22 protein-coding genes are annotated in these 24,424 nt (G+C 74.9%); 10 read left to right on the top strand and 12 right to left on the bottom strand.

All coding sequences use genetic code 11. The features are described 5' to 3' along the window. Positions 1–6: 6 nt before the first annotated feature. The 3 genes from IE219_RS30270 to IE219_RS30260 all read right to left on the bottom strand — a co-directional run bounded on the left by IE219_RS30270 (position 7) and on the right by IE219_RS30260 (position 3,623). A complete protein-coding gene (locus tag IE219_RS30270) occupies positions 7–1,293 on the bottom strand; it encodes a DUF5919 domain-containing protein (RefSeq protein WP_189983326.1) in 1,287 nt (428 codons plus the stop codon). 112 nt (positions 1,294–1,405) lie between these two features. Next, positions 1,406–2,713 carry a copper amine oxidase gene (locus tag IE219_RS30265; RefSeq protein ID WP_189983323.1) on the bottom strand — a complete coding sequence of 436 codons (1,308 nt, stop codon included), beginning with the start codon at positions 2,711–2,713 and terminating at the stop codon, positions 1,406–1,408. A gap of 64 nt (positions 2,714–2,777) precedes the next feature. Beyond that, complete coding sequence (locus IE219_RS30260; RefSeq protein WP_308434058.1) at positions 2,778–3,623, bottom strand: Tat pathway signal sequence domain protein; 846 nt, start codon at positions 3,621–3,623, stop codon at positions 2,778–2,780. A 146-nt stretch (positions 3,624–3,769) separates the two neighbouring features. On the opposite strand from IE219_RS30260, the gene glgX reads away from it, so the two are divergent. From glgX to IE219_RS30245, 3 genes are all read left to right on the top strand, one after another. Continuing rightward, a complete protein-coding gene (gene glgX, locus IE219_RS30255; protein WP_189983319.1) occupies positions 3,770–5,890 on the top strand; it encodes a glycogen debranching protein GlgX in 2,121 nt (706 codons plus the stop codon). Positions 5,891–6,102: 212 nt separating this feature from the next. Next, positions 6,103–8,451 carry a malto-oligosyltrehalose synthase gene (gene treY / locus IE219_RS30250; protein WP_189983317.1) on the top strand — a complete coding sequence of 783 codons (2,349 nt, stop codon included), beginning with the start codon at positions 6,103–6,105 and terminating at the stop codon, positions 8,449–8,451. 51 nt (positions 8,452–8,502) lie between these two features. After that, positions 8,503–8,709, top strand: coding sequence for a hypothetical protein (locus IE219_RS30245; protein WP_229850223.1), 207 nt, complete (start codon positions 8,503–8,505; stop codon positions 8,707–8,709). A gap of 3 nt (positions 8,710–8,712) precedes the next feature. Here the strand turns inward: IE219_RS30245 and IE219_RS30240 are convergent, their stop codons facing one another. Then, positions 8,713–9,810: a cytochrome P450 gene (locus tag IE219_RS30240; protein WP_189983315.1), complete on the bottom strand. Its 1,098-nt coding sequence runs from the start codon at positions 9,808–9,810 to the stop codon at positions 8,713–8,715. Positions 9,811–9,953: 143 nt separating this feature from the next. Then, complete coding sequence (locus IE219_RS30235) at positions 9,954–10,499, bottom strand: FHA domain-containing protein (RefSeq protein WP_189983357.1); 546 nt, start codon at positions 10,497–10,499, stop codon at positions 9,954–9,956. 350 nt (positions 10,500–10,849) lie between these two features. Here IE219_RS30235 and IE219_RS30230 point away from each other — a divergent pair, with 350 nt between their 5' ends. Together IE219_RS30230 and treZ are read left to right on the top strand one after the other, a co-directional pair. Next, entirely contained in the window at positions 10,850–11,818 is a 969-nt protein-coding gene (locus tag IE219_RS30230; RefSeq protein WP_189983313.1) for a GNAT family N-acetyltransferase, read from the top strand. An 82-nt stretch (positions 11,819–11,900) separates the two neighbouring features. Continuing rightward, complete coding sequence (treZ, locus tag IE219_RS30225) at positions 11,901–13,652, top strand: malto-oligosyltrehalose trehalohydrolase (RefSeq protein WP_189983311.1); 1,752 nt, start codon at positions 11,901–11,903, stop codon at positions 13,650–13,652. 30 nt (positions 13,653–13,682) lie between these two features. Here the strand turns inward: treZ and IE219_RS30220 are convergent, their stop codons facing one another. The 3 genes from IE219_RS30220 to IE219_RS30210 all read right to left on the bottom strand — a co-directional run bounded on the left by IE219_RS30220 (position 13,683) and on the right by IE219_RS30210 (position 16,301). Then, complete coding sequence (locus IE219_RS30220; protein WP_189983309.1) at positions 13,683–14,825, bottom strand: aminopeptidase P family protein; 1,143 nt, start codon at positions 14,823–14,825, stop codon at positions 13,683–13,685. A 77-nt stretch (positions 14,826–14,902) separates the two neighbouring features. Then, entirely contained in the window at positions 14,903–15,862 is a 960-nt protein-coding gene (locus IE219_RS30215) for a DUF1444 domain-containing protein (protein ID WP_189983307.1), read from the bottom strand. Positions 15,863–15,989: 127 nt separating this feature from the next. Beyond that, a complete protein-coding gene (locus tag IE219_RS30210; RefSeq protein WP_189983305.1) occupies positions 15,990–16,301 on the bottom strand; it encodes a hypothetical protein in 312 nt (103 codons plus the stop codon). 178 nt (positions 16,302–16,479) lie between these two features. Here IE219_RS30210 and IE219_RS30205 point away from each other — a divergent pair, with 178 nt between their 5' ends. Continuing rightward, the gene (locus IE219_RS30205; RefSeq protein WP_189983303.1) at positions 16,480–16,983 is read left to right on the top strand and encodes a GNAT family N-acetyltransferase; all 504 of its coding nucleotides are present in this window, start codon (positions 16,480–16,482) and stop codon (positions 16,981–16,983) included. 56 nt (positions 16,984–17,039) lie between these two features. Here IE219_RS30205 and IE219_RS30200 read toward each other — a convergent pair whose 3' ends face one another. Then, complete coding sequence (locus tag IE219_RS30200) at positions 17,040–17,669, bottom strand: nucleoside/nucleotide kinase family protein (protein ID WP_189983301.1); 630 nt, start codon at positions 17,667–17,669, stop codon at positions 17,040–17,042. Positions 17,670–17,833: 164 nt separating this feature from the next. Between IE219_RS30200 and IE219_RS30195 the strand changes: the two genes are divergently transcribed. Together IE219_RS30195 and fusA are read left to right on the top strand one after the other, a co-directional pair. Beyond that, the gene (locus IE219_RS30195) at positions 17,834–18,241 is read left to right on the top strand and encodes a VOC family protein (RefSeq protein WP_189983300.1); all 408 of its coding nucleotides are present in this window, start codon (positions 17,834–17,836) and stop codon (positions 18,239–18,241) included. A 271-nt stretch (positions 18,242–18,512) separates the two neighbouring features. Beyond that, entirely contained in the window at positions 18,513–20,516 is a 2,004-nt protein-coding gene (gene fusA, locus IE219_RS30190; RefSeq protein ID WP_189983298.1) for an elongation factor G, read from the top strand. A gap of 81 nt (positions 20,517–20,597) precedes the next feature. On the opposite strand, the gene IE219_RS30185 is transcribed toward fusA, so the two are convergent. Both IE219_RS30185 and IE219_RS30180 read right to left on the bottom strand, forming a co-directional pair. Beyond that, positions 20,598–21,053, bottom strand: coding sequence for a peptidoglycan binding domain-containing protein (locus tag IE219_RS30185; protein ID WP_229850221.1), 456 nt, complete (start codon positions 21,051–21,053; stop codon positions 20,598–20,600). 162 nt (positions 21,054–21,215) lie between these two features. Next, on the bottom strand, positions 21,216–22,046 hold the full coding sequence (locus IE219_RS30180; RefSeq protein WP_189983296.1) for a type II CAAX endopeptidase family protein: 831 nt from the start codon (positions 22,044–22,046) through the stop codon (positions 21,216–21,218). A gap of 270 nt (positions 22,047–22,316) precedes the next feature. Here IE219_RS30180 and IE219_RS30175 point away from each other — a divergent pair, with 270 nt between their 5' ends. Both IE219_RS30175 and IE219_RS30170 read left to right on the top strand, forming a co-directional pair. Then, entirely contained in the window at positions 22,317–22,505 is a 189-nt protein-coding gene (locus IE219_RS30175) for a hypothetical protein (RefSeq protein WP_189983294.1), read from the top strand. A 142-nt stretch (positions 22,506–22,647) separates the two neighbouring features. Then, positions 22,648–23,463, top strand: a complete 816-nt coding sequence (locus IE219_RS30170; RefSeq protein ID WP_189983292.1) for a serine protease — start codon at positions 22,648–22,650, stop codon at positions 23,461–23,463. 71 nt (positions 23,464–23,534) lie between these two features. On the opposite strand, the gene IE219_RS30165 is transcribed toward IE219_RS30170, so the two are convergent. Beyond that, positions 23,535–24,059, bottom strand: a complete 525-nt coding sequence (locus tag IE219_RS30165) for a hypothetical protein (RefSeq protein WP_189983290.1) — start codon at positions 24,057–24,059, stop codon at positions 23,535–23,537. Between the last annotated feature and the right edge of the window lie 365 nt (positions 24,060–24,424).

The raw sequence follows: 24,424 nt of genomic DNA, 5'->3' as shown, positions 1-24,424 counted from the left end.
ACGGCGTCAGGAGACCGGTCGGGAGTCGAGCCAGACCGACTCGAACTCCTCACGATACGTCTCGAAGAGTCCGTGGTCGGCCTCGCGTCCGGGGGCGAGGGCGCGGACGACGGACCGGCCGCCGCCCCTGAGCACCAGGACGGGGGCCTCCATGCCGCGGGCCTTGCGCAGGTAGGACTGGACGACGCCGACGCCGTCGGGGCCGTCGCCGTCGACGAGGTAGGCGGTGAAGCGGGGGGTCTCGTCGAAGACGTGGATCTCGAAGGCGCCGGGGTCGCGGAGCCGGGCGCGGACCCGCCGCATGTGCAGGATGTTCATCTCGACGGAGCGGCTGAGCTCGCCCTTCTTGATGCCGAGCTCGCGCTCGCGCCGCTTGACGGCGCTGCTGGCCGGGTTGAGGAAGAGGAGCCGTATCCGGCAGCCGGACTCGGCGAGGCGGACCATCCGGCGGCCGGAGAAGTTCTGCACGAGGAGGTTGAGACCTATGCCGGTGGCGTCGAGGCGGCGGGCGCCGCCGAAGAGGTCCTCGGCGGGCAGCTGGCGCTGGAGCCGGACCCGGTCGGGGTGGACGGAGACGACGTCGGCGTACCGGTCGCCGACGAGGTCCTCGACGGCGTCGACGGGCAGCCGGTCGGCGGAGGGGACGCCCGCGCCGCTGCCGAGGATCTCCAGGATGAGCGCGGAGGCCCGTTCGGCCTGGGCGAGGACGGTGGGCGACAGGGCGCGGTTGCGGGAGACGACGTTGCGGGTCACCTCCAGTTCGTCGAGGGCGAGCTCGACCTCGCGCCGGTCGTCGAAGTAGGGCTCGAAGCAGGGCCAGTGCTGGACCATCAGCTCGCGGAGCTGGGGCAGGGTGAGGAAGGAGAGGACGTTGTCGTCGGCGGGGTCGAGGAGGTAGCCCTTGCGGCGGGAGACCTCGCGGACGGCGACGGCCCGGCGGACCCATTCCTGCCCCGCCGGGCCGGCCGCCGCGACCACCCACTCCTCGCCGTGCACGGGTTCGTAGACGGGCCGGAGGACGGCGGCGACGACGGCCCGCATCCGCTGTTCGACGAGATTGAGCCAGATGTAGGCGCGGCCGGCCCGCTGGGCACGGGTGCGGACCTCGCTCCACGCCTCGGCGCCCCAGTCGAGTTCGGCGCCGATCTCGACCGGGCGGGCGACGTGGACGGCGCCGGGGCGCGCGGGGGCTCCGGAGGGCAGGACGGTGCCGGGCGGCGCCGCCGCGGAATCCGCCGGGCCCCTTTCGGGACCCGTGTCCCCCGGGGGCAGCTCAAGACCTCCGGAGCTCACCCGCGCACCGCCTTCTGCTCTGGACGCCCGTCCCTGAACACTCTCCGACAACGATCAAGGAAGGGTACTCCGGGAGCGGGAGGCGGTGCAGCAGGATCGAACGGGCTCTTGCTCAACTGCCCAGTTCGGGCTGACCGTTCTGGGAGGCGAGATCGGCCGGAGTGAGCGGATTCATAGCGGTTACGTCCCTGGGGGCGAGCTGGAAGCCCTGCCAGTGGACCGGCATGGGCTGCTGGTCCTCGTCTCGGGCGATGTGGTGGAACCCGATGTTGACCCAGACGGTCGGTTTGGTCAGAGTCTCCCCGTTGACCCATTTGTCCACGCTGTCACCGGCGTTGGCGGGGCAGTTGCCGATGTTGTTGCTGGCGTACTGCTCGCAGGAGCGGGCCTGGGTGAAGTAGACGTCGTGCCGGGTGAAGGGGCGGCCGGCGTGGGTGTCGGTGTGGCCGGGGACGATCTCGTAGCTGCGGGGGTGCCCGTCGGCGTTCTTGCCGGTGCCGCTGACCACCCGCCACCAGCGCATGTTCTTGGCGTCGCCGGCGAGTTCCTTGGTGACGGCGGTCCGGCGGGTCTTGACGGTGGGGCCGCCGCCCCGGGCGGGGGCGGTGACGGTGGAGTCGTACTGCTCGATGCGGTCCTTGCCGCCGTCGAGGCCGAAGTCGAGCTTCCAGAAGACGTTGTGGGCGTGGCTGGTGGCGTAGCCGCGGGCTCCCTTGCCGAGCGGCCAGCCGCGGCCGTCGGCGGCGTTGTAGTCGACGGGCGAGAGGCTGCCGGTGGCGCCGACGTTGACGCCGATGGTGCCGTCGGCGGAGAAGCGCCATTCGGAGATGTACTCGTACCAGCCGACCTTGTTCACGGTGTAGACGAGCAGGTCCTTGGCCTGGGCCTGGTAGACGCCGGTCCCGGTGTCCTTGGCCATGCGGTAGGCGTGGCCCCGGGCGCGGGTGGTGGTGCACAGGCCCTTGACCCGCCCGGCGTCGGGGATCTTGACGGTGGTGAGGGCGCCGCCGGGGCATTCGGCGGGCTTGAGGTCCTGGAGGCCCCAGCCGAAGCCGGCGCCGGTGAGGTCGTCGTACTCGGCGCCGCCGTCGTCGTAGGGGACGTGGATCTGGGCGAGGCGGGCGGTGCGCAGGACCTTCACCGGGGCGCCGCCGGGCGGCTGGTAGGTGATGTGGTCGAGGATCAGGCCGGCGTCGGTGCTGTAGCGCCAGCACATGGCCCAGACGGCGCCGCCGTCGAGGGTGCGGGTGACGCGCTGGGCGGCCGAGCACGGGGGCGCGGGCGCGGCGGCGGGTGCGGCGGGCGCGGTCGCGGCGGGGGCCCCGACGGCGGGGCTCGCGGCGGTGGCGGTGCCGAGGAGGGCGGTCGCCGCGAGGGCGGCGAGCGTCCCCCGGGCCCGCCTGGAGTACCGGACGGTCATGCGGGTGTGCTCCTTGTGCGTGAAGGATGTGCGCGGGGTGCGGTGGAACGGCGGGCGGCGGTGGTCAGCCGACGCGGACGACGTTCCTCGCGGAGAGGTCGACGATGAGGTTCCGGGTGTCGATCCAGGGCCCGTCGGGGATCTTGGTGACGAGCCGGAGGCAGCGGTGCTCGCCGCAGCGGGCGAGGGCCTCGGGGACGTTCTTCTCCCGGTAGGGGCGGTAGACGTCGCCGGTGGCGCGGAGCCGGCCGGGGTCGGTCAGGGTGCCGCCGGTGGCGTGCGCGTAGTCCTCCTTGACGCCCTGGCCGAGCGGTGCGGCGAGGAGGAGCGCGAGGGCGGCGCGCACTTCCTCGGGGTGGGCGGAGGGCTGCACCCCGCGCCGGGCCGAGGTGGACTCGACGGCGCCGGTGGTGAGGTTGACGGTGCGGACGACGAGTTCGTCGCGGGCGTAGTCGTAGAAGCGGACCTGGGCGCGGCGGACGTCCTCCCGGCCGGGTTCGGGGTCGGCGAGTTCGGTGCCGAGGCGCTGCGGACGGCCCCGGTCGCCCGCGGCGTCCTGGAGCGCGGCGGCGCCGGGCGGGGTGAGGGCGAGGGCCTCGGCGCGGGCCAGTTCGGCGTCGGTGAGCGGGTCGGTGCCGGTGCCCCGGGGGCCCTCGGCGGCGGCCGGGAGGACGGTCGCGGGCGGCGGCGGGGCCGTACCTGCCGCACCGCCGGCTCCGGCCGCGTCCGGGGCGCCGCCGGAGCCGGCGGAGCCGGCGGAGGCGCCGGCCGGGGCGCGGGCGGCGGTCCGGTCGCCCGGGGCGTCGTCGGCGCCCGCCGCGCCGGGCAGGGTCACGGCGACGGCGACGGCGGTGCCGGTCACCGCCATGGCCGTCCCCGCCATCACCTTCCCCAGGTGACGTCGTAGCATTTCGTACATATTTCCCCCTCTATCCCCCTCTTGGTCTGCGGTCACCCGGTAGGACGGGGCGCGTCCCTGGGCGGTTGGACATCTTTCGGGCAGGATCTGGCCGAAGAAGATCCCCGAACCCGGACAGAAGAGGAAGATTCGTACCCATGCAGGTCTGGCCGGGACAGGCGTACCCCCTGGGCGCCACCTATGACGGAGCGGGCACCAACTTCGCGGTCTTCTCGGAGGCGGCGCACCGCATCGAGCTGTGTCTCATCGACGACGACGGCACGGAGACCGCCGTCGAGCTGCGCGAGACGGACGCCTTCGTCCGCCACGCCTACCTGCCCGGCGTGATGCCGGGGCAGCGGTACGGGTTCCGGGTGCACGGGCCGTACGCGCCGGAGCGCGGGCTGCGCTGCAATCCGGCCAAGCTGCTCCTCGATCCGTACGCGCGGGCGATGTCCGGATCGGTCGACTGGGGCGAGGCGGTGTACGGCTACCCCTTCGGGCGGCCCGACGCGCGGAGCGACCTGGACTCGGCCCCGCACACCATGACCTCGGTGGTGGTCAACCCGTACTTCGACTGGGGCGACGACCGCCGGCCGCGCACCGACTACCACCACACGGTGATCTACGAGGCCCACGTGAAGGGCCTGACGATGCTCCACCCGGACCTGCCGGAGGAGCTGCGCGGCACCTACGCGGGGCTCGCGCACCCCTCGGTGATCGGGCACCTGAAGGAACTGGGCGTGACCGCGCTGGAGCTGATGCCGGTGCACCAGTTCGTGAACGACCACCGGCTGGCCGACCAGGGGCTGTCGAACTACTGGGGCTACAACACGATCGGCTTCTTCGCCCCGCACAACGCCTACGCCTCCTGGGGCGACCGGGGCCAGCAGGTCCTGGAGTTCAAGGCGGCGGTGCGGGCGCTGCACCAGGCGGGGATCGAGGTCATCCTCGACGTCGTCTACAACCACACCGCCGAGGGCAACCACCTGGGCCCCACGCTCTCCTTCCGGGGCCTGGACAATCCCTCGTACTACCGGCTGGGCGACGACCCGCGCCACTACACGGACACCACCGGCACCGGGAACTCGCTGCTCATGCGGTCCCCGCACGTCCTCCAGATGATCATGGACAGTCTGCGGTACTGGGTGACCGAGATGCACGTGGACGGCTTCCGCTTCGACCTGGCGGCCACCCTGGCCCGGCAGTTCCACGAGGTGGACCGGCTGTCGTCCTTCTTCGACCTGGTGCAGCAGGACCCGGTGGTGAGCCAGGTCAAGCTGATCGCGGAGCCGTGGGACGTCGGCGAGGGCGGCTACCAGGTGGGCAACTTCCCGCCGCTGTGGACCGAGTGGAACGGCAAGTACCGGGACTGCGTGCGGGACCTGTGGCGGGGCGAGCCGCGCACCCTCGCCGAGTTCGCCTCCCGGCTCACCGGCTCCTCCGACCTGTACCAGGACGACGGCCGCCGCCCGCTCGCCTCGGTCAACTTCGTGACCTGCCACGACGGCTTCACCCTGCGCGACCTCGTCTCGTACAACGAGAAGCACAACGAGGCCAACGGGGAGGGCAACCGGGACGGCGAGAGCTTCAACCGCTCCTGGAACTGCGGGGAGGAGGGCGAGACCGGCGACGTCGGCATCAACGAGCTGCGCAACCGCCAGACCCGCAACTTCCTCGCCACCCTGATGCTGTCGCAGGGCGTGCCGATGCTCAGCCACGGCGACGAGTTCGGCCGCACCCAGGGCGGCAACAACAACGCCTACTGCCAGGACGGCGAGCTGTCCTGGGTGCACTGGCCGAAGGAGGGCGGCGAGGCCGGGGAGACCCTGCTGCGCTTCACCCGGGCGATGGTGCGGCTGCGCCGCGACCACCCGGTCTTCCGGCGCCGCCGCTTCTTCCACGGCCGGCCGGTGGAGGGCACCCACGACGAGCTGACCGACATCGCCTGGTTCACCCCCGAGGGCGAGGAGATGACGGCCCGCGACTGGCAGGCGGCGCACGCCCGCGCGCTGACCGTCTTCCTCAACGGCAACGCGATCTCGGAGCCGGGCCCGCAGGGCGAGCCGATCGCCGACGACTCCTTCCTGCTGATGTTCAACGCCTCCGCCCAGGAGCTGGAGTTCGCGGTGCCGGACAGCCACGGGCGGTGCTGGCGGACGGTGGTGGACACCTCGGAGCCGGAGGGCGTGCCGCCGCTGGAGGGGCCGGAGATCGCGGCCGGCGAGCGGGTGGTGCTCGCCCCCCTGAGCCTGGCGGTGCTCCGCCGCCCGGCCTGACCCGGCCCCGCCTCCCCCGGCCCGGCCCCGGGCCCGCCCCCCCGGCGCTCCCGGGCCGCCCGCCGGACCACCCCGGGCCTCCGGTGCGCCGCGCCCGTACGCCTTCGTCCGTACGCCTCCACCCGTACGTCTCCACTCGTACGGGTGAAGGCGTGCGGGGCCGGGCGCACCGGGCCGGGACGGAACCGGCCGCACCGGGTACGTACCCCCACATGACGTCCCCCTCGCCCTCCCCCGCCGTCATGCCCACCGCCACCTACCGGCTCCAGCTCCAGCCCGCCTTCCCGTTCGCCGCCGCCGAGCGGGTCGTGCCGCACCTGGCCGGGCTCGGCGTCTCCCACCTGCACCTCTCCCCCGTCCTTGAGGCCGTGCCCGGCTCCGCGCACGGCTACGACGTCACCGACCACCGCTCCGTGCGGGCCGAGCTGGGCGGCGAGGCCGGACTGCGCGCGCTGGCCGCGACCGCCCGCGCCCACGGCCTCGGCCTGGTCCTGGACCTGGTGCCGAACCACATGGCGGCCTCACCGCGCCACAACCACGCGCTGCGGGCGGTGCTGCGGGACGGCCCCGCGTCGCCGTACGCCCGCTGGTTCGACGTGGACCGGGCGGCCGGGGACGGGAAGGTGCTGCTGCCGGTGCTGCCCGGCCGGCTGTCCGCCGTCCGCGACCGGCTGCGCGTCGAGGACGGGACGCTGCGCCTGGACGGGCAGGAGTTCCCGCTGCGGCCCGGCACCGAGGGCCTGCCGCCGGACGCGCTGCTGGACGCCCAGTGGTACCGGCTGTGCTGGTGGCGGCTGGCCCGCACCGAGCTGAACTACCGCCGCTTCTTCACCGTGTCGGAGCTGATCGGGGTCCGGGTGGAGGACCCGGAGGTCTTCGACGCGACCCACGCGAAGATCGTGGAGCTGGTCGCGGACGGGGTCGTGGAGGGGCTCCGGATCGACCACCCGGACGGGCTCGCCGACCCGCAGGGCTATCTGGAGCGGCTGGCGGCGGCGACCGGCGGCCGGTGCTGGACGGTGGTGGAGAAGATCCTCGCCGACGGGGAGCGGCTGCCGGCCGCCTGGCCGGTGGCCGGGACCACCGGCTACGACGCGCTCCGGCTGGTCGACGGCGTCCTCACCGACCCGGAGGGCGCGGCCGAACTGACCGACGCCTACCGGGACTTCACCCGCCGCTCGGCCGACCGGGGCGGCGCCTGGCCGGACACCGCCCGGCGTGCCGCCTACGAGGTGGTGCGGCACGACCTGGCGGCGGAGGCGGCCCGGCTGACCCGGGAGGCCGTCCGGCTGTGCGCGGCCGATCCGGCGCTGGCGGACCACGCGCCGTGGGCGCTGCGCACCGCGATCGAGGAGCTCCTCGTCCATCTGCGGGTCTACCGGCCGTACCGGACCGGCGCCGAGGAGGTCCTCACCCCCGGCGCGGCCCGTGCCTGCCGGGCCGCCTTCGCCGTCCCGGAGGAGGCGGACGCCGTCGACGCGGTGCGCGGCCTGCTCCTCGGCTCCTTCGGCGACTCCCCGGAGCACCGGGCCTTCCGGGCCCGGTTCGCGCAGACCTCGTCGGCGCTGCGCGCCAAGTCCACCGAGGACACCGCCTTCTACCGGTTCGCGCCGCTGCTCTCGGCCAACGAGGTCGGCGGGGACCCGGGGCGGCCGGGCGTCCCGGTCGCCGAGTTCCACGAGGAGTGCGCCCGGCTGGCCCGCGACTGGCCGGGCACCGGCACGGTCCTCACCACGCACGACACCAAGCGCAGCGCCGACGTGCGGGCGGCGGTCGCGGTCCTCGCCCAGTGCCCCCGGGTGTGGACGGGGCTGCTCGCGGAGGTGTCCGGCGTCCCGGCGCCCGATCCGCACCTGGCCTGGACGGCCTGGCAGACCGCCTTCGGCTTCGGCGTCCCGGACCCGGCGCGGATCGGCCCGGCGGTGCTGAAGGCGGTGCGGGAGGAGGGGCTGCGGACCTCGTGGACCGAGCCGGATCCGGTGTACGAGCGGGCGGTGGCGGACTTCACGGCCGCCGGGCCCGGCCGGGTGCCGCTGCGGACGGCGTCGGAGGCGGCCTTCGCGCTGGAGCCGCACATCCGGGCGCACGCGCTGGGCGCGGCCCTGGTGCAGCTGACCATGCCGGGCGTGCCGGAGCTGTACCAGCACACCGAGCGGGAGTACCGGGCGCTGGTGGACCCCGACAACCGGGCGCCGTACGCGCCGGGGCCGGACGACGCGCGGACGGCGGTGGTGCGGGCCGCGCTGCGGCTGCGCCGGGAGCGCCCGGCGGCCTTCGGGCCGGGCGCCGGGCACGTCCCGCTGACCGCCGGGGGCCCGGCCGCCGCGCACTGCCTGGCCTTCGTCCGGGGCGGCGAGGCGGTGACGGCGGTGACCCGGCTGTCGCTGCGGCTGGCGGAGGCGGGCGGCTGGCGGGACACCGCCCTGACGCTTCCGGAGGGGCGCTGGTGCGATGTCCTGGACGGGGTGCGGGAGTTCGCCGGGGGGACCGCCAACCCCCTCAAGCTGGCAGAACTGTTCGCGGACCGGCCCTTCGCACTCCTGGCCCGTACAACGAATTGACCGCATACTGGGACGACGGTGTTCGAAGAGAGGGAGGCGATCGGATTGTTGGTGCTGTTCGGGATTCTCGGGGCGATCATCCTCCTGCTCATCGTGGTCCTGCTGCGGCGCGGCGGGAACAGGACGGAGAACGCGGACGGGCTGCTGATCGAGCAGGAGGCCCGGGTCCAGGCGGCGCAGGACCGGGTGTCGTACAACAGCTTCGCGGTGCACAACTCGCCGCTGACGCAGAGCGACTCCTACCAGCGGCGCCGCTGAGCGTCAGCCGCCGGGCCGGACGATCAGGGTCTGGGGCGCGCGGGTGATGAGGCCGGCCGGCACCGGGCGGAAGCCGTCGGCCGGCCGCAGCCTCGGCATCGCCTCGAAGAGCGCGCGCAGCGCGTGCCGCGCCTCCAGTCCGGCCAGGACGACCGCCGGGCAGAAGCCGCCGCCGTAGGTGAGCTGGCCCGGGTCGTCGCGCTCGGGGTCGAAGCGGTCCGGGTCGCGGAAGCGCTCCGGGTCCCGTCCGGCGGCGCCGATGAGGAGGGCGACGGAGGAGCCGCCGGGCAGCACGCCGCCGCTCACCGGCACGTCCTCGCGGACCCGCCGGACGGCGATCTGCACCGGCGGGTCGCGGCGCAGCGACTCGGTCCACGCCCGGTCCACCGCCTCCGCCGGGGCCCGGCGCAGGGCGGCGGTGAGGGCGGGGTCGGTGAGGACGTTGGCGAGGAAGGAGGCGAGCGCCTTCTCGCGGACGGCGAGCTGGCCGCCGCACTTCCCGGCGAGCGCGGTCGCGGCCCGGCCGCGCACCAGCCGCATCATGTCCCGGTAGGGCACGCCGACGGCGGTGGCGACGGTCCCGGCGGGCAGCCAGTGGCAGAAGTCGGCGACCAGGTCGGCCTGCGGCCGGTCGGCGATCCGGCGGGCGAGGACGTGGGCGGTGCGTTCGGCGGCGGCCCGCAGTCCGTCGAGGTCCACGTCGGCGTGGCCCCGGGCACGGGCGCACGGCGGGTCGCCGGGCCGGTGGCCGTGGGTGAAGCGCGGGTCGGTGAGGGCGGCGGCGACGTCGGCGTACCGGCTGAGCACCCAGGCGCGCAGCAGCGGGTCGTAGGTGAGGGGGAACTCCTCGCGGAGCCTGCGGTGCACGGGGTGCGGGTCGCGGGCGGCGCCGGGGTCCAGCGGGCTGGGGGCGACGGTCCGGCCGCCGGGCGGGCCGGCGGCGGGGCGGGTCGCGGCGCGGACGCGGCCGGGACCGAGGGGGGTGACCCGGGCGGCGGGGCTCATCGCGGGCAGGCTCCGCCAGGGGTCCCCGGCGGCCCAGGGGCCGGCGGCGGGGCGGGGGCCGGGGCGGCCCGGGGCGGGGTTCGGCTCGTCGCGCATCGCGTCCCCTGTCGTCCGGCGGTGGCTGCCGCGGCCGGGTGGCGGCGCGGGTCCTCCCAGCGGACCACCGGCCGCCGCCCACCGCCCGCCACGTGCCGCCGTACGGGTGAAGGGGTACGGCTCTGACCTCGGCGGACGCGCGGTCAGTCGGCGGCGAGGCGGAAGGTCGTCTCGCCGAAGCCGACGACGTCGCCGGCCCGGACGGCGACGGCGCCGACGACCCGCCGGCCGTTGACGGTGGTGCCGTTGGTGGAGCCGAGGTCGCGCAGGATCCACAGGCCGCCCTGGAGGGAGAGCTCGGCGTGCAGCCGGGAGGCGGTCTCGTGGCTGAGGCGCAGGCCGTTGGCCGGGTCGCGGCCGATCCGCAGGGGGTACGGCCCCGGCTGCGGCAGCAGCAGTTTCGGCAGCCGCTCGGCGTGCCAGGCCCGGCCGACGCGGGCGGTGAAGGCCGACATCCGCTCGACGGCGCCGACGACCCGCCGGGTCCAGGTGCCCTCGGCGCGCAGGTCGGCGGTGAGGACGGCGAGTTCGTCGGGGCGGCGGGCCTGGAGCGCCCGCTCCATGCGGAAGAGGAAGGTGTCGTGGGAGAGCCGCCCCTGGGCCGCGCCTTCCCGGAGGAGTCCCAGGGCGCGGTCCCGCTCGGCGTCGGTCAGCCGGGGGGCGTGCGCCGGTACGGGCGCCGGGGGCAGGGCGGGCGCGGGCGCGGGGAGCTGCGCCGGGGCCTGCGCGGGTGCCTGCGCCGGGGGCTCGTAAGGGGTCGTCACAGGGGTGATTGTCCGGGTGACCGGCCCGGACTGTCCAGAAGTCCCGGTGCCCCGCCCCGTACCGGCTCTGCCACAGAAATCCCCGGCCCCGCCCCTGAGCGCCCCCGGGCCCGCCGCCGTCCCGGGCTCCCGCCGGGCCCCGCCGCGCATCCGCCCCGGCCCGGCGGCGGCCCCGGCCCGGCCCCGGCCCCGCCGTAAAACCGGGCGACCGGGGGGCGCGGCCGCTGTTACGGTCTGCGGGCTCAGCGCACCCGTACCCCTGGGGGAACTCCTGTATGACCGACGGTCTCGTCGTCCGCCCGCTCACCGGCTCCGAGGAGCTGGACCTCTTCCTCGGCCTGTCCTACACGCTCGACCACGAGCTCTCCGACGACCTCGCGTCGGGCCGCCGCCTCCCGGAGTGGATGTGGGTGGCGGTGCGGGACGGCCGGCCGCTCGGCCGGATCGCCTGGTGGACCCACACGGCGGGCGCCGCCCCGTACCTCCTCGACTTCTTCGACCTGGCGCCGGAGCTGTCCGCCGAGGAGGCGGCCGGGGTGGGCCGCAGGCTGCTCGCGGAGGCGTCGGCGGCGGTCGTGCCGGCCGGGACGGTCCCGCCGGAGTACAGCCGCTTCCTGTCGCCGGACTGGCGGGAGGACGCGGTGGAGCGGGCCGGGGTGGAGGCGCGGCTCGACCTGCTCGCGGAGACCGGCGCCCGGCCGCTGGTGGAGCGGCTGCGGCTGGAGTGGCGGCCGGGAAGGCCGGTCGCGGAGCCGTCCGGCCGGCTGCGGTTCCGGCCGGTGCGGGACCGGGAGGACCTGGTCGCGCTGATGGCGCGGACGCTGGAGGGCACGCTCGACGCGCACAGCCGGGCGGAGCTGGCCGGGGGCCTGGCGGCGCGGGAGGCGGCGGAGCGGCAGTACGACGGGGAGTTCGCCCGCTACGCGTCGCCGCGCGACTGGTGGCGGATCGCCGAGCGGGCCGACACGGGCGACCCGGTGGGCTTCGTGGTCCCCGCCCGCAACAGCTACAACCCGATCATCGCCTACATCGGGGTGCTCCCGGACCACCGGGGCCACGGGTACATCGACGAGATCCTCGCCGAGGGCACCCGGATCCTGGCCGGGACGGGCGTGGACCGGGTGCGGGCCTCCACCGACGTGGGGAACGTGCCGATGGCCGCCGCCTTCGCCCGCGCGGGGTACGCCGTCTTCCAGCGGCAGATCGACTGCGTGTGGGACGCGCCGGGCGCGTCGCCGTCCTGACTGCCAGGATGGAGACGGCCGCCGTGCCGTCCCGGTGGGGCGGCCCGGCCGTGACCGTACCGTCGTCTGCGAGGGGACCGTCGTGCTGTTCGAGGTGTGGGCCCCGTACGCCCGTGACCGGGTGACCCTGGAGCTGAACGGCGCCGGGCATCCGCTGGACCGGGATGCCGAGCGGGACGGCTGGTGGACCGGCACGGTCCCGGCGCGGGACGGCGACCGGTACGGCTTCCGGCTCGACGACGGGCCGGTCCGGCCCGATCCGCGCGGCCGGGCGCTGCCGGACGGCCCGGACGGACTGAGCGCGGTGGTGGACCACGCGGCGCACGCGTGGCGGCACGAGCCGCCCCGGCTGCGGCTGCGCGGCGCGGTCCTCTACGAGCTGCACGTCGGCACCTTCACCCCGGAGGGCACGCTGGACGCGGCGGCGGAGCGGCTGGGCGAGCCGGCCGGACTGGGCGTCACCCATGTGGAGCTGATGCCGCTGTGTCCCTTCCCGGGGACGCACGGCTGGGGGTACGACGGGGTGGCGCCGTGGGCGGTGCACGAGCCGTACGGCGGCCCGGCGGCGCTGAAGCGGTTCGTGGACGCGGCGCACGGCCTGGGCATGGGCGTGGTGCTGGACGTGGTCCACAACCACCTGGGCCCGTCGGGCAATTACCTGCCCCTCTTCGGGCCGTACTTCACGGAGACCCACCACACGCCGTGGGGGGCGGCGGTGAACCTGGACGCGCCGGGTTCGGACGAGGTGCGGGCGTATCTGCTGGGCAGCGCGCTGGCCTGGCTGCGGGACTACCGGATCGACGGGCTGCGGCTGGACGCGGTGCACGCGCTGGCGGACGACCGGGCGCTGACCTTCCTGGAGGAGCTGTCGGCGGCGGTGGACGAGCTGGCGCGGGAGCAGGGCCGGCAGCACTTCCTGATCGCGGAGTCGGACCTCGGCGACCCCCGGACGACGACGCCGCGCGCGCGGGGCGGGCTGGGCCTGCACGCGCAGTGGAACGACGACTTCCACCACGCCCTGCACACGGCGCTGACGGGCGAGGCGCAGGGCTATTACGCGGACTTCGCGCGCGCCCCGCTGGCGGCGCTGGCGAAGACCCTGACGCGGGTCTTCTTCCACGACGGGACATGGTCGTCCTTCCGGGGGCGGCACCACGGCCGTCCGGTGGACCGGGAGCGGACGCCCGCGCACCGCTTCCTGGGGTACGCGCAGACCCACGACCAGATCGGCAACCGGGCGCTGGGGGACCGGCTGTCGGCCTCCCTCTCCCCCGGGCTGCTGGCGTGCGCGGCGGCGCTGGTGCTGACGGGGCCGTCGGTGCCGATGCTCTTCATGGGCGAGGAGTGGGGGGCGACGACGCCGTGGCGGTACTTCACCGACCACACGGACCCGGAGCTGGCGGAGGCGGTGCGGCAGGGGCGGCGGCGGGAGTTCGCGGCGCACGGCTGGGCGGAGGGCGAGGTGCCCGATCCGCAGGACCCGGCGACCCGGGACCGATCGGTGCTGGACCGGTCGGAGCGGGAGCGGGACCCGCACCGGCGGGTGCTGGCCTGGCACCGGGAGCTGATCGCGCTGCGCCGCACCCTGCCGGACCTGACCGATCCGGACCTGGGCGGGGTGAAGGCCGCCTTCGACGAGGAGGCCCGGTGGCTGGTCTTCCGGCGGGGTGACGTGCGGGTGGCGGTGAACCTGTCGGCGGTGCCGGTGGAGATCCCGCTGGGGTCGAACGGCCGGGACCGGGTGCTCGCCGCCTGGGAGCCGGTGGCGGCGCCGGGCCGGGACGGGCTGCTGCGCCTGCCCGGCGAGTCGGCGGCGGTCCTGGCGGACGGCTGAGCGGGGTCCTTTCCGCCGGGGCCGGTCCGGCTATTCGACGAGGGCCATCTCGTGCGGGGTGGTGTTGAAGCGGTGGCCGGTGCCGTCCTCGGTCATCGTGACGATGTCCTCGATGCGGACGCCGAAGCGGCCGGGCAGGTAGACGCCGGGTTCGATGGAGAAGCACATGCCGGGGACGACGGGCCGCTCCTCGCCCTCGATCATGTAGGGCGGTTCGTGGGTGGTGACGCCGATGCCGTGGCCGGTGCGGTGGATGAAGTACGCGCCGTATCCGGCGTCGGTGATGACCTTACGGGCGGCGCGGTCGACGTCCTGGCAGGCGATGCCGGGCCGCACGGCCTCGAAGCCGGCCTGCTGGGCCTCGCGGACCAGGTCGTGGACGCGGCGCTCCTCGTCGGTGGGTTCGCCGACGTGGACGGTACGGGTGGTGTCGGAGCCGTAGCCGTGCTTGAGGCCGCCGAAGTCGAGGACGACCATGTCGCCGTGCTCGATGGTCCGCTCGCCCGCCTCGTGGTGCGGGTCGGCGCCGTTGGGTCCGGAGCCGACGACCGTGAAGTCGACCTGGGAGTGGCCGAAGTCGATGAGCAGCCGGGCCAGGTCGGCGGCGACCTCGGTCTCGCGGCGGCCGGCGAAGCGCACCTTGAGGATCTCGCCGTAGGCCCGGTCGGCGGCGGCCCCGGCGGCGGCGATCCGGGCCAGCTCGTGGGCGTCCTTGACGGCCCGGAGCATGGGCAGGGCCTCGGTGAGGGAGACGTACGAGGTGGCGGGCAGGGCCTGCTGGAGGCCGAGCAGGTGCATCGCCCAGGCGTTGTCGCTGACGCCGAAGCGGCCGGAGGCGTCCAGGAGGGGCGCGGTGACGGCGTACGGGTCCTTGCCGTCGGTCCAGGTGCGCAGGGTGAGCGCGGCGGCCCCGGCGGCCTTCTCGGCGTCGGGGGCCTCCAGGGTGGGGACGACGAGGACGGGGTCGCGGCCGGGGGCGATGACGAGGACGGTGAGCCGTTCGGTGATCGCGGTCGGCCGGTAGCCGGTGAGGTGGACGAGGTCGGGGCCGGGGGCGACGAGGACCCCGGCGAGTCCGGCGTCGGCGGCGGAGGCGGCGGCCCGGTCCATCCGGGCCCGGTAGTCGTCGGCGGTGAAGGGGGCGGGGGCGGCGTCCTCGGGGCTGCTCGGCATGGGGTCTCCTCGCGCGGCGGTGGGTCCCTCAGCATCCTGCCCGCCGGTCCTCGCCGCCGCGACCGCGCGGGCCGGGTTCAGCAGGGGCCGGGGCCCTGGGCGATGAGCCGTTCCAGGAGTTCCTGGAAGTCGTCGCCGACGACGATCCGCAGTTCGCCGTGGTCCTCGTCGTGCTCGCTGAGCTGAGTGAGGACGCCGTCGCGCCACCAGAAGACGTACGGGCTGATCGCGCCGGGGGTGTCCTCGTACTCGGCGGCGGCGAAGGAGGCCAGGGCGCCGAGCGCCGGGATGATGGAGGTGTCGCGGATGGGGTGGAAGGCGATCTGGTGCCGGAAGGGCAGGGCGACGAGGGCGCCGTGCTCGCCGAGCGGCAGGCCGGTGACGCGGTGGGCGAGGCCGTCGAGGTCGAGGACGCGGCTGGCGGTGTAGAAGGAGTCCCCGGCGACGATCTCGAAGCACATGCCGTCGGCGTCGCGGACGGTCTCGTGGTCCTCGACGGGCAGTCCGCGCAGGTTCTTCAGGGCGCGGGCGCGGAGCTGGGCGGGGTCGCCGAGCCGGTCGAGGGCCTCGTCGGTGAGCATCATGACGCTCTCGGGCAGGTCGAGGGCGAGGATCTCGTACAGGCCGGGGGCGACGGTGCGGGCGTAGCCGAAGGCGCCGGGGTCGATGCCGTCGGCGTTGACGACGCGGGGGTAGAGCTGGGCGCGGATCTGGTCGGGCGGCAGGGTGTCGAGGGCGGAGGGCCCGTCCAGGGTGCGGACGACGAGGGAGACGTGCCGGCGGATCAGGGCGGGCCAGACGCGGGGGCCGCGCCGGTCGCGGTGGCAGACGGCGGCGAGGTTGCCGAGGCCGAAGCGGCGCCGGCCGTCGTCCTGCACGGAGTCGGCGTAGACGGTGACCTCCAGGCCGAGTTCGGCGAACGCCTCGCGGACGGTGGAGCGGAAGAGCGCGGCCTCGCGCACGGAGAAGTAGCCGAACTCGGGGTCGCGCGGGGCGTCCTCGCCGTCCCGCCTGGGTCCTCTCCTCAACCACCCCACGCCAGCCCCGCCTTCCGTCGCCGTTGTGTTCAGCGTAGCGACCGGGGCGGCCGGAGCACCGCCCTCCCGTCGAACTCACCGCGCCCCGGAGGCGGGGTGAGGGGCCGTCAGGAGCCGTCGGGGGCGGTCAGGGTACGCGGGCGGCGTGGCGGGGGGCCCGCCGGTTCCGGCACCGGTGGAGGTGCCCGCCGGCGAGGGCGAGCGCGAGCAGCGGGAGGCCGAGAAGGCGGAGGGTGCTGCCGACGGGGTCGAAGACGCCGAGCGCCTGGGCGGCGAGGGAGACGCCCAGGAGGACGCATCCGGCGCCCCGGGAGAGGCCGGTCCAGCGGGGGCCGTCCGGTCCGGGGGCGTCGGCGCGGCCGATCAGCCGGAGGGCGCCCCGCCACACGAAGACCACCCCGGCGGCCCACAGGAACAGGCCGTCCAGTACGTCGAGCACACGCGTCCCCCTTTCCGTTCCCCCGCAGGATCGCGGCGGAGGCCGGGCGTCGCGAGGGCGGCGGCGGGCAGGAGCGGCGCCCCGGTCCTTGCCGGTCGGCGGCAAGGAGACGCCGGGGCGGGGGCGGGAGGGGCGGGGTGGGGCAGGAGGGATGGGAGAGGTGGGGCAGGGTGGGGGCATGACTGAGTTTCAGACGATGCCCTTCCACCTGGAGACCGAGCGGCTGGTCCTGCGGCCGTGGGCGGAGTCGGACGCGCCCGTGTTCTGCTCGCTGCTGGCCGAGCGCGGGGAGGGGAAGCCGCCGGAGGACCGGATCCGGAAGGCGATCGGGGGGTTCCTGGCCGCGACGGAGACGACGGGGATCGCGCTGCTGCCGATCGTGCGCCGCGCGGAGGGCGACTTCATCGGCTACTGCGGGCTGATCGTCGGCCGCGCCTCGCTGGAGGAGCCGGAGATCGCGTACGAGCTGTTCGAGCGGGTGCACGGGAACGGGTACGCGACGGAGGCCGCGGCGGCGGTCGTGGAGGCGGCGCGGGCGACGGGCCGGGAGCGGCTGTGGTCGACGGTGGGCACGTGGAACGCGCCGTCGCTGCGGGTCCTGGAGAAGCTCGGCTTCACGCGGGACCGGGTGACGACGGAGGAGAAGGGCGAGGTCTTCTGGCTGACGCGCACCCTGCGCTGACGCGCCTCCCGCCGGGGGCGGCATCGGCGGCCGGGGCCGGGGGCCGGGCCCGGGGGCTACTCCCCCGGCACCACGAGGTCCGCGCGGTGCCGGCCGTCGGCGATCAGGCGGGCGTTGGCCTCGTCGGAGCGCTCGACCCAGCGGGCCGCCGCCTCCGGGGCGCGGCCGAAGCGGACGTGCCGGGCGACGAGGCGGGGGACGCGGACGGCGTCGGGGAGGTCGAGGTACCAGACCTCGTCGAGGAGCGGCCGGACCGCCGCCCAGGGGCCCGCGTCGTGCAGGAGGTAGTTGCCCTCGGTGACGACGAGCGGGACCTCCGGGGCGACGGGCAGCGAGCCGGCGACCGGTTCCTCCAGGGCGCGGTCGAAGGCGGGGGCGTAGACGACGGTGCCGGGTTCGGGGGCGCGCAGGCGGGCGAGGAGGGCGGCGTATCCGGCGGCGTCGAAGGTGTCGGGGGCGCCCTTGCGGCCGGTCCGGCCGAGCCGGTCGAGTTCGGCGCCGGCGAGGTGGAAGCCGTCCATGGGGACGAGGACGGCGAGCCCGCCGAGCCGCTCGACGAGCCGGGCGGCGAGCGTGGACTTGCCCGCGCCGGGCGGCCCGGCGATGCCGAGGATGCGCCGCCGCCCCGGCACGGCGAGCCCGCGCGCCCGTCCGGCGAGCCCCTCGATGCCCCGCGCGTCACCCATGTGCCCCAGCATCCCATCCCGCCGGACGGGCCGACCCGGCCCCGACCCCTGTGCACCCCCCGTCCCGACCCTCGCCGCCGCGCCGGACGGCGAGGGTCGGGGCAGGGTCGGACGCGGGGCCGCGCGGGTGGGTGGCCGCCGGTCTCCGGCGTTACGTTGGGCGCATGCCGTCCATCGCGCTCGTCACCCTCGTCGTCCACGACTACGACGAGGCCATCGCCTTCTACACCGACTCCCTCGGGTTCGAGCTCGTGGAGGACACCGACCGGGGCGGCGGCGTCCGCTGGGTCGTGGTCCGGCCCCCGGGGGCCGGCGGGGTCGGCGGGATCGGGAACGCCGGGCTGCTGCTGGCCCGCGCCAGGAACGAGGCCGAGTCGGCGGCCGTCGGGAACCAGAGCGGCGGCCGGGTCGCCTTCTTCCTGCACACGGACGACTTCGCCCGGGACCACGCCCGGATGTCGGAGGCGGGGGTGAAGTTCCTGGAGGAGCCGCGCCACGAGGCGTACGGTTCGGTCGCCGTCTTCGAGGACCTGTACGGCAACCGCTGGGACCTGCTCCAGCCGGCCGCCTGAAAATTCGCTGTCGTCCCCGGAGGACGGTTCCCTAGACTCGCCGCACCGCGCGCCCCCCGAGGGTGCCGCGTCCGTCCGTCCGTGCATCCGTCCGAGGGGAGTCGACCGTGCGTCTCACGGCCCTCCCCCGTGCCCGGTACGACGTGATCCTCGCCTCTCCCGCCTGCCGGTGACGGCTGCGCGCCCGTCATCGCAGGCCCGCTGACGCCTTTCCGCGTCCGGGAATCGCGCTGCCCTGTGTCCGCACCACAGCAGCGAAAGGCACGACACCGTGCGCTCCTTCCCGAACACCCGCATCCGCAACCTCGGCATCCTCGCCCACGTCGACGCGGGCAAGACGACCGTGACCGAGCGGATCCTGTTCCTGACCGGCGCCGTCCACAAGAAGGGCGAGGTCCACGACGGCACGACGGTCACCGACTTCGACCCGCAGGAGCGGGAGCGGGGCATCACGATCTCCTCGGCCGCCGTCAGCTGCTTCTGGGACCGGCACCGGATCGACCTGATCGACACGCCGGGCCACGTCGACTTCTCCGACGAGGTCGAGCGGGCGCTGCGCGTCCTCGACGGCGCCGTGGCCGTCTTCGACGCGGTCGCGGGCGTCGAGCCGCAGAGCGAGACGGTGTGGCGGCAGGCCGACCGTCACGGCGTGCCCCGGATCGCGTTCGTCAACAAGATGGACCGGGCGGGCGCCGATCTGGAGGCGGCCGTGGCCTCGCTCCGGGACCGCCTCGGCGTCGTCCCGCTCCCGGTCCAGCTGCCGATCGGCCGCGAGGACGGCTTCCGGGGCGTGGTGGACCTGGTCGGGACGCGGGCGTACGTGTGGGACGGCGACGGCCTCGCCGAGACCGAGGTCCCCGTCGGGCTGCGGCGGGAGGCGGCGGCCCGGCGCCGGGCGCTGGAGGAGGCGGTGGCGGAGCTGCATCCGGGCGCCCTGGAGGAGTTCTGCGCGACGGACGCCCTGACGGACGGCACGCTGGCCGGGGCGCTGCGGGAGCTGACCCTGTCGGGTGCGGCGGTGGTCGTGCTGTGCGGTTCGGCGTACCGCAACCGGGGCGTGGAGCCGCTGCTCGACGCGGTCGTCTCCTATCTGCCCTCCCCACTGGACCGGCCTCCGGTCGGCGGCGGGCGGGTCCCGGCCGATCCGGCGGCGCCGCTGGTGGCGCTCGCGTTCAAGGTGAGCGCGACCCCGACGGGCCGCATGACCTACGTCCGCGTCTACGCGGGCACGATCACGAAGGGGGACGCCGTGCTGGACACCGCGACGGGGCGCGCGGAGCGGGTCTCGCGGGTGCTGCGCGTGCAGGCGGACCGCACGGAGGAGCTGTCCTCGGCGGTGGCCGGGGAGATCGTCGCCGTGATCGGTCCGAAGGCCGTCCGCGCCGGGGCGACGCTGTGCGATCCGGCGGCGCCGGTGGTCCTCGAACCGCCGGTGACGGCCGCCCCGGTGGTCTCGGTGGCGGTGGAGGCGCGCCGGGGCACCGACGTGGACCGGCTGGCGACGGGCCTGGTCCGGCTGGCCGAGGAGGATCCGTCGCTGGTGGTGCGGCGCGACCCGGAGACGGGCCAGACGGTGCTGTCGGGGCTGGGCGAGCTGCACCTGGAGGTGGCGGTGGAGCGGCTGCGGCGGGACCGGGGCCTGGAGGTCGCGGTGGGCCGCCCGCAGGTGGCGTACCGCGAGACGGTGGTGAAGGGGGTGGCGGGCGTGCTGTACCGGCATGTGAAGCAGGACGGCGGCTCGGGCCAGTTCGCGCACGTCGTGGTCGACGTCGAGCCGTACGACGGGGAGGACGGTTTCGCGTTCGCGTCGGCGGTGACCGGCGGGCGGGTTCCGGCGGAGTACGTCCGGGCGGTCGAGGCCGGCTGCCGGGACGCGCTCGTCGACGGCCCGCTCGGCGGGCATCCGGTGACGGGCGTCCGGGTCACGCTGACGGACGGTGCGACGCATCCGAAGGACTCCTCGGAGATGGCGTTCCGCACGGCGGGCCGCTTCGCGCTCCGCGAGGCGCTGCGGGCGAGCGCGATGACGGTCCTGGAGCCGGTGGCCGAGGTGACGGTCACCGTCCCCGCCGAGTCCGTCGGCACGGTCCTGGGCGACCTGGCGTCCCGCCGGGGCCGGGTCACGGACTCCGAGGTCCGGGGCGGCACGTCGGTGGTGACGGCGACGGTGCCGCTGGCCGAGCTCTTCGGCTACGCGACCCGCCTGCGCGGCCGCACCCAGGGCCGGGGCACCTTCACCACCCGCCCCGCGGGCTACGAGCCCCTGAAGGGCTGACCGCCCGGCGGCCGGAAGCGCCTGCTTCCGGCCGCCCCCGTCACCCTCGCGGTGCGGGCGGGCCGTCGCGAAGGGCCGGGGTCAGCAGAACTGGTTGAAGGTCGAGGCGCCGAACCGGGCGAAGGCCGCCTGCGTCTCGGGACCGGCGACGCCGTCCACGGCGCCGTTGTAACCCCAGTTGCCGTACTTGAGGAAGTGCTGGAGTCCCTTGATCGTCTGCGGGCCGACCGCTCCGTCGACGGAGAGGTTCTGGCCCCACTCGTTGTTGAGCCAGCGCTGGATCCCCTTCCAGCTCTCCGTGCCGAGGTATCCGTCGATCACGAAGTTGCCGTAGATGGAGCCGTCCAGGAAGCACTGGACGCCCTTGGCCTGGTTCTGGGTGAGACCGAGGTTGTTGACGGCGGTCACGGCCACGACCGCGGTCCGCGGAGCGGCCGGTGCGGCGGCCGTGGCGGGGGCGGCGAGTGCGAAACTTCCGGCCGCTATGCCGATCATCGCGGCCGTGCCTGCGACGACCCGCGTGAGACTGCGCTGCATTGTTGGGAGCCAACCCTTCTGTCGAGTGGAGGCATCCTCCCTCACATGCCCCCAGAAGTCGATCTTGTTGAGAGCCTCCTGCGGAGCCCTGGGGCGTGCCCGCCGAGCGGGAACCCCGAATCCCGAATTCCGCTTCTCGCCACCGCCGCACGCCCCGAGGGATCAGCGGCCGGGCGCCGGCTCGGCCGGGGCGGGTCCGCCGGTGGTGTCGCCCGCGGGGGCCGCCGGTTCGACGGAGCGGCGCCTGACGAGCAGGAGGACGATCAGGGCGACCTGGAGGAGGAGCGGGAGCAGCAGGCCCGGGGAGGTCTTGGGGTCGGTGCCGACGCCGTTGGAGATGAGGCTGAAGTCCCACATGCCGTGGACCAGCATGGGCAGCAGCAGGGTGCCGCCGACGCGGAGGCAGAGGTAGAAGAAGTAGCCGGAGGTGGAGACGACGATCGCCTGGAGGATCGCCTGCGATCCGGCGCCGAAGGCGTTGGAGAGGTGGGCGGCGCCGAAGACGACGGAGGACCAGAGCGCGACCTTGCCCTCGCCGAACCCGGCCTTCTTGAAGACCTGCACGCCGACCCCGCGGAACATCAGCTCCTCGCCGATGCCGACGCACACAGCCATGGCGATCAGGGCCAGGACCATGGACGCCGACTGGTCGGCGAGGTTCCCGTAGTTGATCGCGAGCACGGCGGCGACCAGCATCGAGACGGGCACGAACCGCACCCAGCGCCGCACCGGCGCCCGGTAGCGCAGGACGTCGCCCCACCAGCCGAGCCAGGTCACCACCGCCGCCCCGAACACGACGGACAGGACGATCGGGATCAGGCCGTTGCGGACGATCGCCTCGGTGGTGGGGAACTCGCTCTTCGCACCGGCGGTGTCGACGCCGATGAGGGCGCCCGTGACCTGGATGATCGCGAGGTAGACGACGGCCACGGCCAGGAACCACGGCCAGGTGAGCGTTCTGCCCTGCCGGGCGGGGGTGCGGTGTGTGGACATGGGGCTGCTCCGTTCCGTACGGCGGTACGACGTCACCCGGCGGAGCGGACACTCCCCTTACCGCAAGGCACCCATATCTTCACATGATTGGCAATAAATCCCATAAATGACCATGAGGGATCCAAACGGACAAATATCCGGCAAGCGAGCCGGGAGCCTCGCCCTTTCTCCACGTTCCGCGATCACGCACATACCCTCGGTGATATTTTCACGTCGGCGGATGCCCGCCCCAGGATGCGCCCTGGCCGGATGTCGAGAGGGAGAACACCCGTGAGCCTGTTTCGTGGAACCGCCGTGCGCCGGACGGTCCGCCGGGGCGTGGGGGCCGTGGCCGTCGCGGTCGGCCTGTCCGCACTCGCCGTCGCCGTTTCCCCGCCGCAGGACTCCGTCCGGACCGAGGCCCTCACCTACGGCGTCAATGTGCGGGAGATCTTCGTCCTCAAGGTCGACGTGCGCTGACCGCCGCCCCTCCGGCCGGGCCGGTGGCGGGTGGCCGGCGGCGGCTTGTTCGCCCCTCTTGCGCCGGGCGGACGGGCACCGGCACGCTCCCCCACGGTCGCGCCCCTGCCGTCGGGGCGCCGAGACGGGAACAGGTGGGGGCATGACACGGGTGGGCAGTCGGCTGCGGCACATGATCGCGGCGGTGGCGGGGGCGGTTCTGCCGGCCGTCGGCCTCGGCGCGGGCACGGCGGCGGCCGTACCGCCGGCGCCGCCGGTCGCCCAGGTCGTGGGCGGGACGGACGCCCCCGAGGGCGCGTACCCGTACCAGGTCTCCGTACAGCAGCAGGCCACCGATGGCTGGTACCCCAGGTGCGGAGGGTCGATCATCGGCGACCGGTGGGTCCTGACGGCCGCCCACTGCCTGACGGCGCCGGCCAACAGGCTGCGGGTGGCGGTCGGATCGAACACCCTCGTCCCCGGCGGCACTCTCTACCCGGTACAGGAGGCGATCGGCCACGCGGACCACAACGGCGAAGCCGCCGGCAAGCCGAACGACATCGCCGTTCTGAAGCTGAGCACCCCGATCGTCTTCACCCCCCAGGTCCAGCCGATCGCCCTCCCCGCCCTGCCAGAAGCCTTCAGCGGGACCGCGACCCTCACCGGCTGGGGCTACCTCACCGGCAACGGCCCGGCCTCCGACACCCTCCAGCAGGCCACCGTCACCCTCCTGCCCCCGGCCGAATGCCGACTGCGCTGGCCGGGGCAGGGCATCAGCCTGGTCAACCACCTCTGCACCCTCGACAAGGCCGCGGGCCTGTCCGCCTGCTCGGGCGACAGCGGCGGCCCCCTCGCCCAGTACGGCCGCGTGATCGGCATCGTCAGCTGGGGCGCCAAGACGTGCAACGGCCAGACCCCCTCCGTCTACACCAGCGTCGCCGCCTATCGCACCTGGATCACGGCCAAGACCGGCATCTGAACGGCCGGGCCGTCCGGCCCCGGAAGGGGGCGCGGGCGGCCCGGTGCTCCCGGGGCCGGGGTGGGGGTCCGTCAGTACCAGCCGGTGCACTTCTTCCAGGGGTCGTTGGTGTTGTAGTGGTAGAGGCAGGCGCGGATCTTGCGGTTGCCCGGGTCGTAGTACATCGGGGTGCGCGTCATGCTGTAGTTGAGGGTGCTGTCGGCCGTCCAGCCGCTGGTGCCCAGGTTCTTGCCGGGGAGGATCTCGCAGACGGTGCCGTCGGGGTAGCAGCGCTCGACGTAGGTGCCGTACTCGAAGCCGTTGCTGCCGTTGGGGAAGCGAGCCCGGCCCCAGACGTACAGGTCGCCGTCGGTGGTGCCCCTGCGCAGTTCGATGCTGAAGCCGCTGCCGTAGTCGTAGGGGCCCGAGGCGGTGGCGGGTCCGCTCTGCCAGGTCTGGATGTTGGGGTCGTGCCCGTCGCAGCCGTAGCCGGAGCAGGAGAGGACGGCGGCGGAGGCCGGGGCGGGCGCGGTGAGGACGGCGGCGAGCGCGGAGACCAGGGCGGCGGCGGTGAGACCGGCGCGGGAGACGGCCCGGCGGAGGGGCGTGCGTGACATCGGTGGTGCGGTTCCCTTCGTGCGGTGCGATCGGTACGCCCCCGGGGCAGGGGTCCGGCGGAGGCCCGACCCCCTCCCCGGGGCGTAGCGGCCGGGTCCCCCCGTCCGCCGCGCCGAGCCTCGCGCGGCGGTCCAACCCTTCCCCAACCGCCGACCAACGGAGCCCCGCCGGACGGGAAGACCACCGCACGGACCGTCCGCGAACAGAAGAAAACGGTGAGCGTCCAGACCTGCGACCACTCGGACAACTTGTCGATCAAGATCCATTCGGCACCGCCCATGGCCCCCTGCCGGATCGCACGCGGAACACCCTTAGGGCCCGCATCGGTCTCAGCTCGAAAGGTGGGAGATGCGGGCCCTTCCCC

It is taken from the genome of Streptomyces termitum, assembly GCF_014650175.1.
Taxonomy (GTDB): domain Bacteria; phylum Actinomycetota; class Actinomycetes; order Streptomycetales; family Streptomycetaceae; genus Streptomyces; species Streptomyces termitum.
This window is presented reverse-complemented; position numbering and strand designations above follow the sequence as displayed.

Coding starts and splice junctions, on each gene's coding strand:
- IE219_RS30265 (WP_189983323.1), bottom strand. CDS start 2,713: ATGACCGTCCGGTACTCCAGGCGGGCCCGGGGGACGCTCGCCGCCCTC.
- IE219_RS30260 (WP_308434058.1), bottom strand. CDS start 3,623: ATGCTACGACGTCACCTGGGGAAGGTGATGGCGGGGACGGCCATGGCG.
- glgX (WP_189983319.1), top strand. CDS start 3,770: ATGCAGGTCTGGCCGGGACAGGCGTACCCCCTGGGCGCCACCTATGAC.
- treY (WP_189983317.1), top strand. CDS start 6,103: ATGACGTCCCCCTCGCCCTCCCCCGCCGTCATGCCCACCGCCACCTAC.
- IE219_RS30240 (WP_189983315.1), bottom strand. CDS start 9,810: ATGCGCGACGAGCCGAACCCCGCCCCGGGCCGCCCCGGCCCCCGCCCC.
- IE219_RS30230 (WP_189983313.1), top strand. CDS start 10,850: ATGACCGACGGTCTCGTCGTCCGCCCGCTCACCGGCTCCGAGGAGCTG.
- IE219_RS30220 (WP_189983309.1), bottom strand. CDS start 14,825: ATGCCGAGCAGCCCCGAGGACGCCGCCCCCGCCCCCTTCACCGCCGAC.
- IE219_RS30205 (WP_189983303.1), top strand. CDS start 16,480: ATGACTGAGTTTCAGACGATGCCCTTCCACCTGGAGACCGAGCGGCTG.
- IE219_RS30200 (WP_189983301.1), bottom strand. CDS start 17,669: ATGGGTGACGCGCGGGGCATCGAGGGGCTCGCCGGACGGGCGCGCGGG.
- IE219_RS30195 (WP_189983300.1), top strand. CDS start 17,834: ATGCCGTCCATCGCGCTCGTCACCCTCGTCGTCCACGACTACGACGAG.
- IE219_RS30185 (WP_229850221.1), bottom strand. CDS start 21,053: ATGCAGCGCAGTCTCACGCGGGTCGTCGCAGGCACGGCCGCGATGATC.
- IE219_RS30180 (WP_189983296.1), bottom strand. CDS start 22,046: ATGTCCACACACCGCACCCCCGCCCGGCAGGGCAGAACGCTCACCTGG.
- IE219_RS30170 (WP_189983292.1), top strand. CDS start 22,648: ATGACACGGGTGGGCAGTCGGCTGCGGCACATGATCGCGGCGGTGGCG.
- IE219_RS30165 (WP_189983290.1), bottom strand. CDS start 24,059: ATGTCACGCACGCCCCTCCGCCGGGCCGTCTCCCGCGCCGGTCTCACC.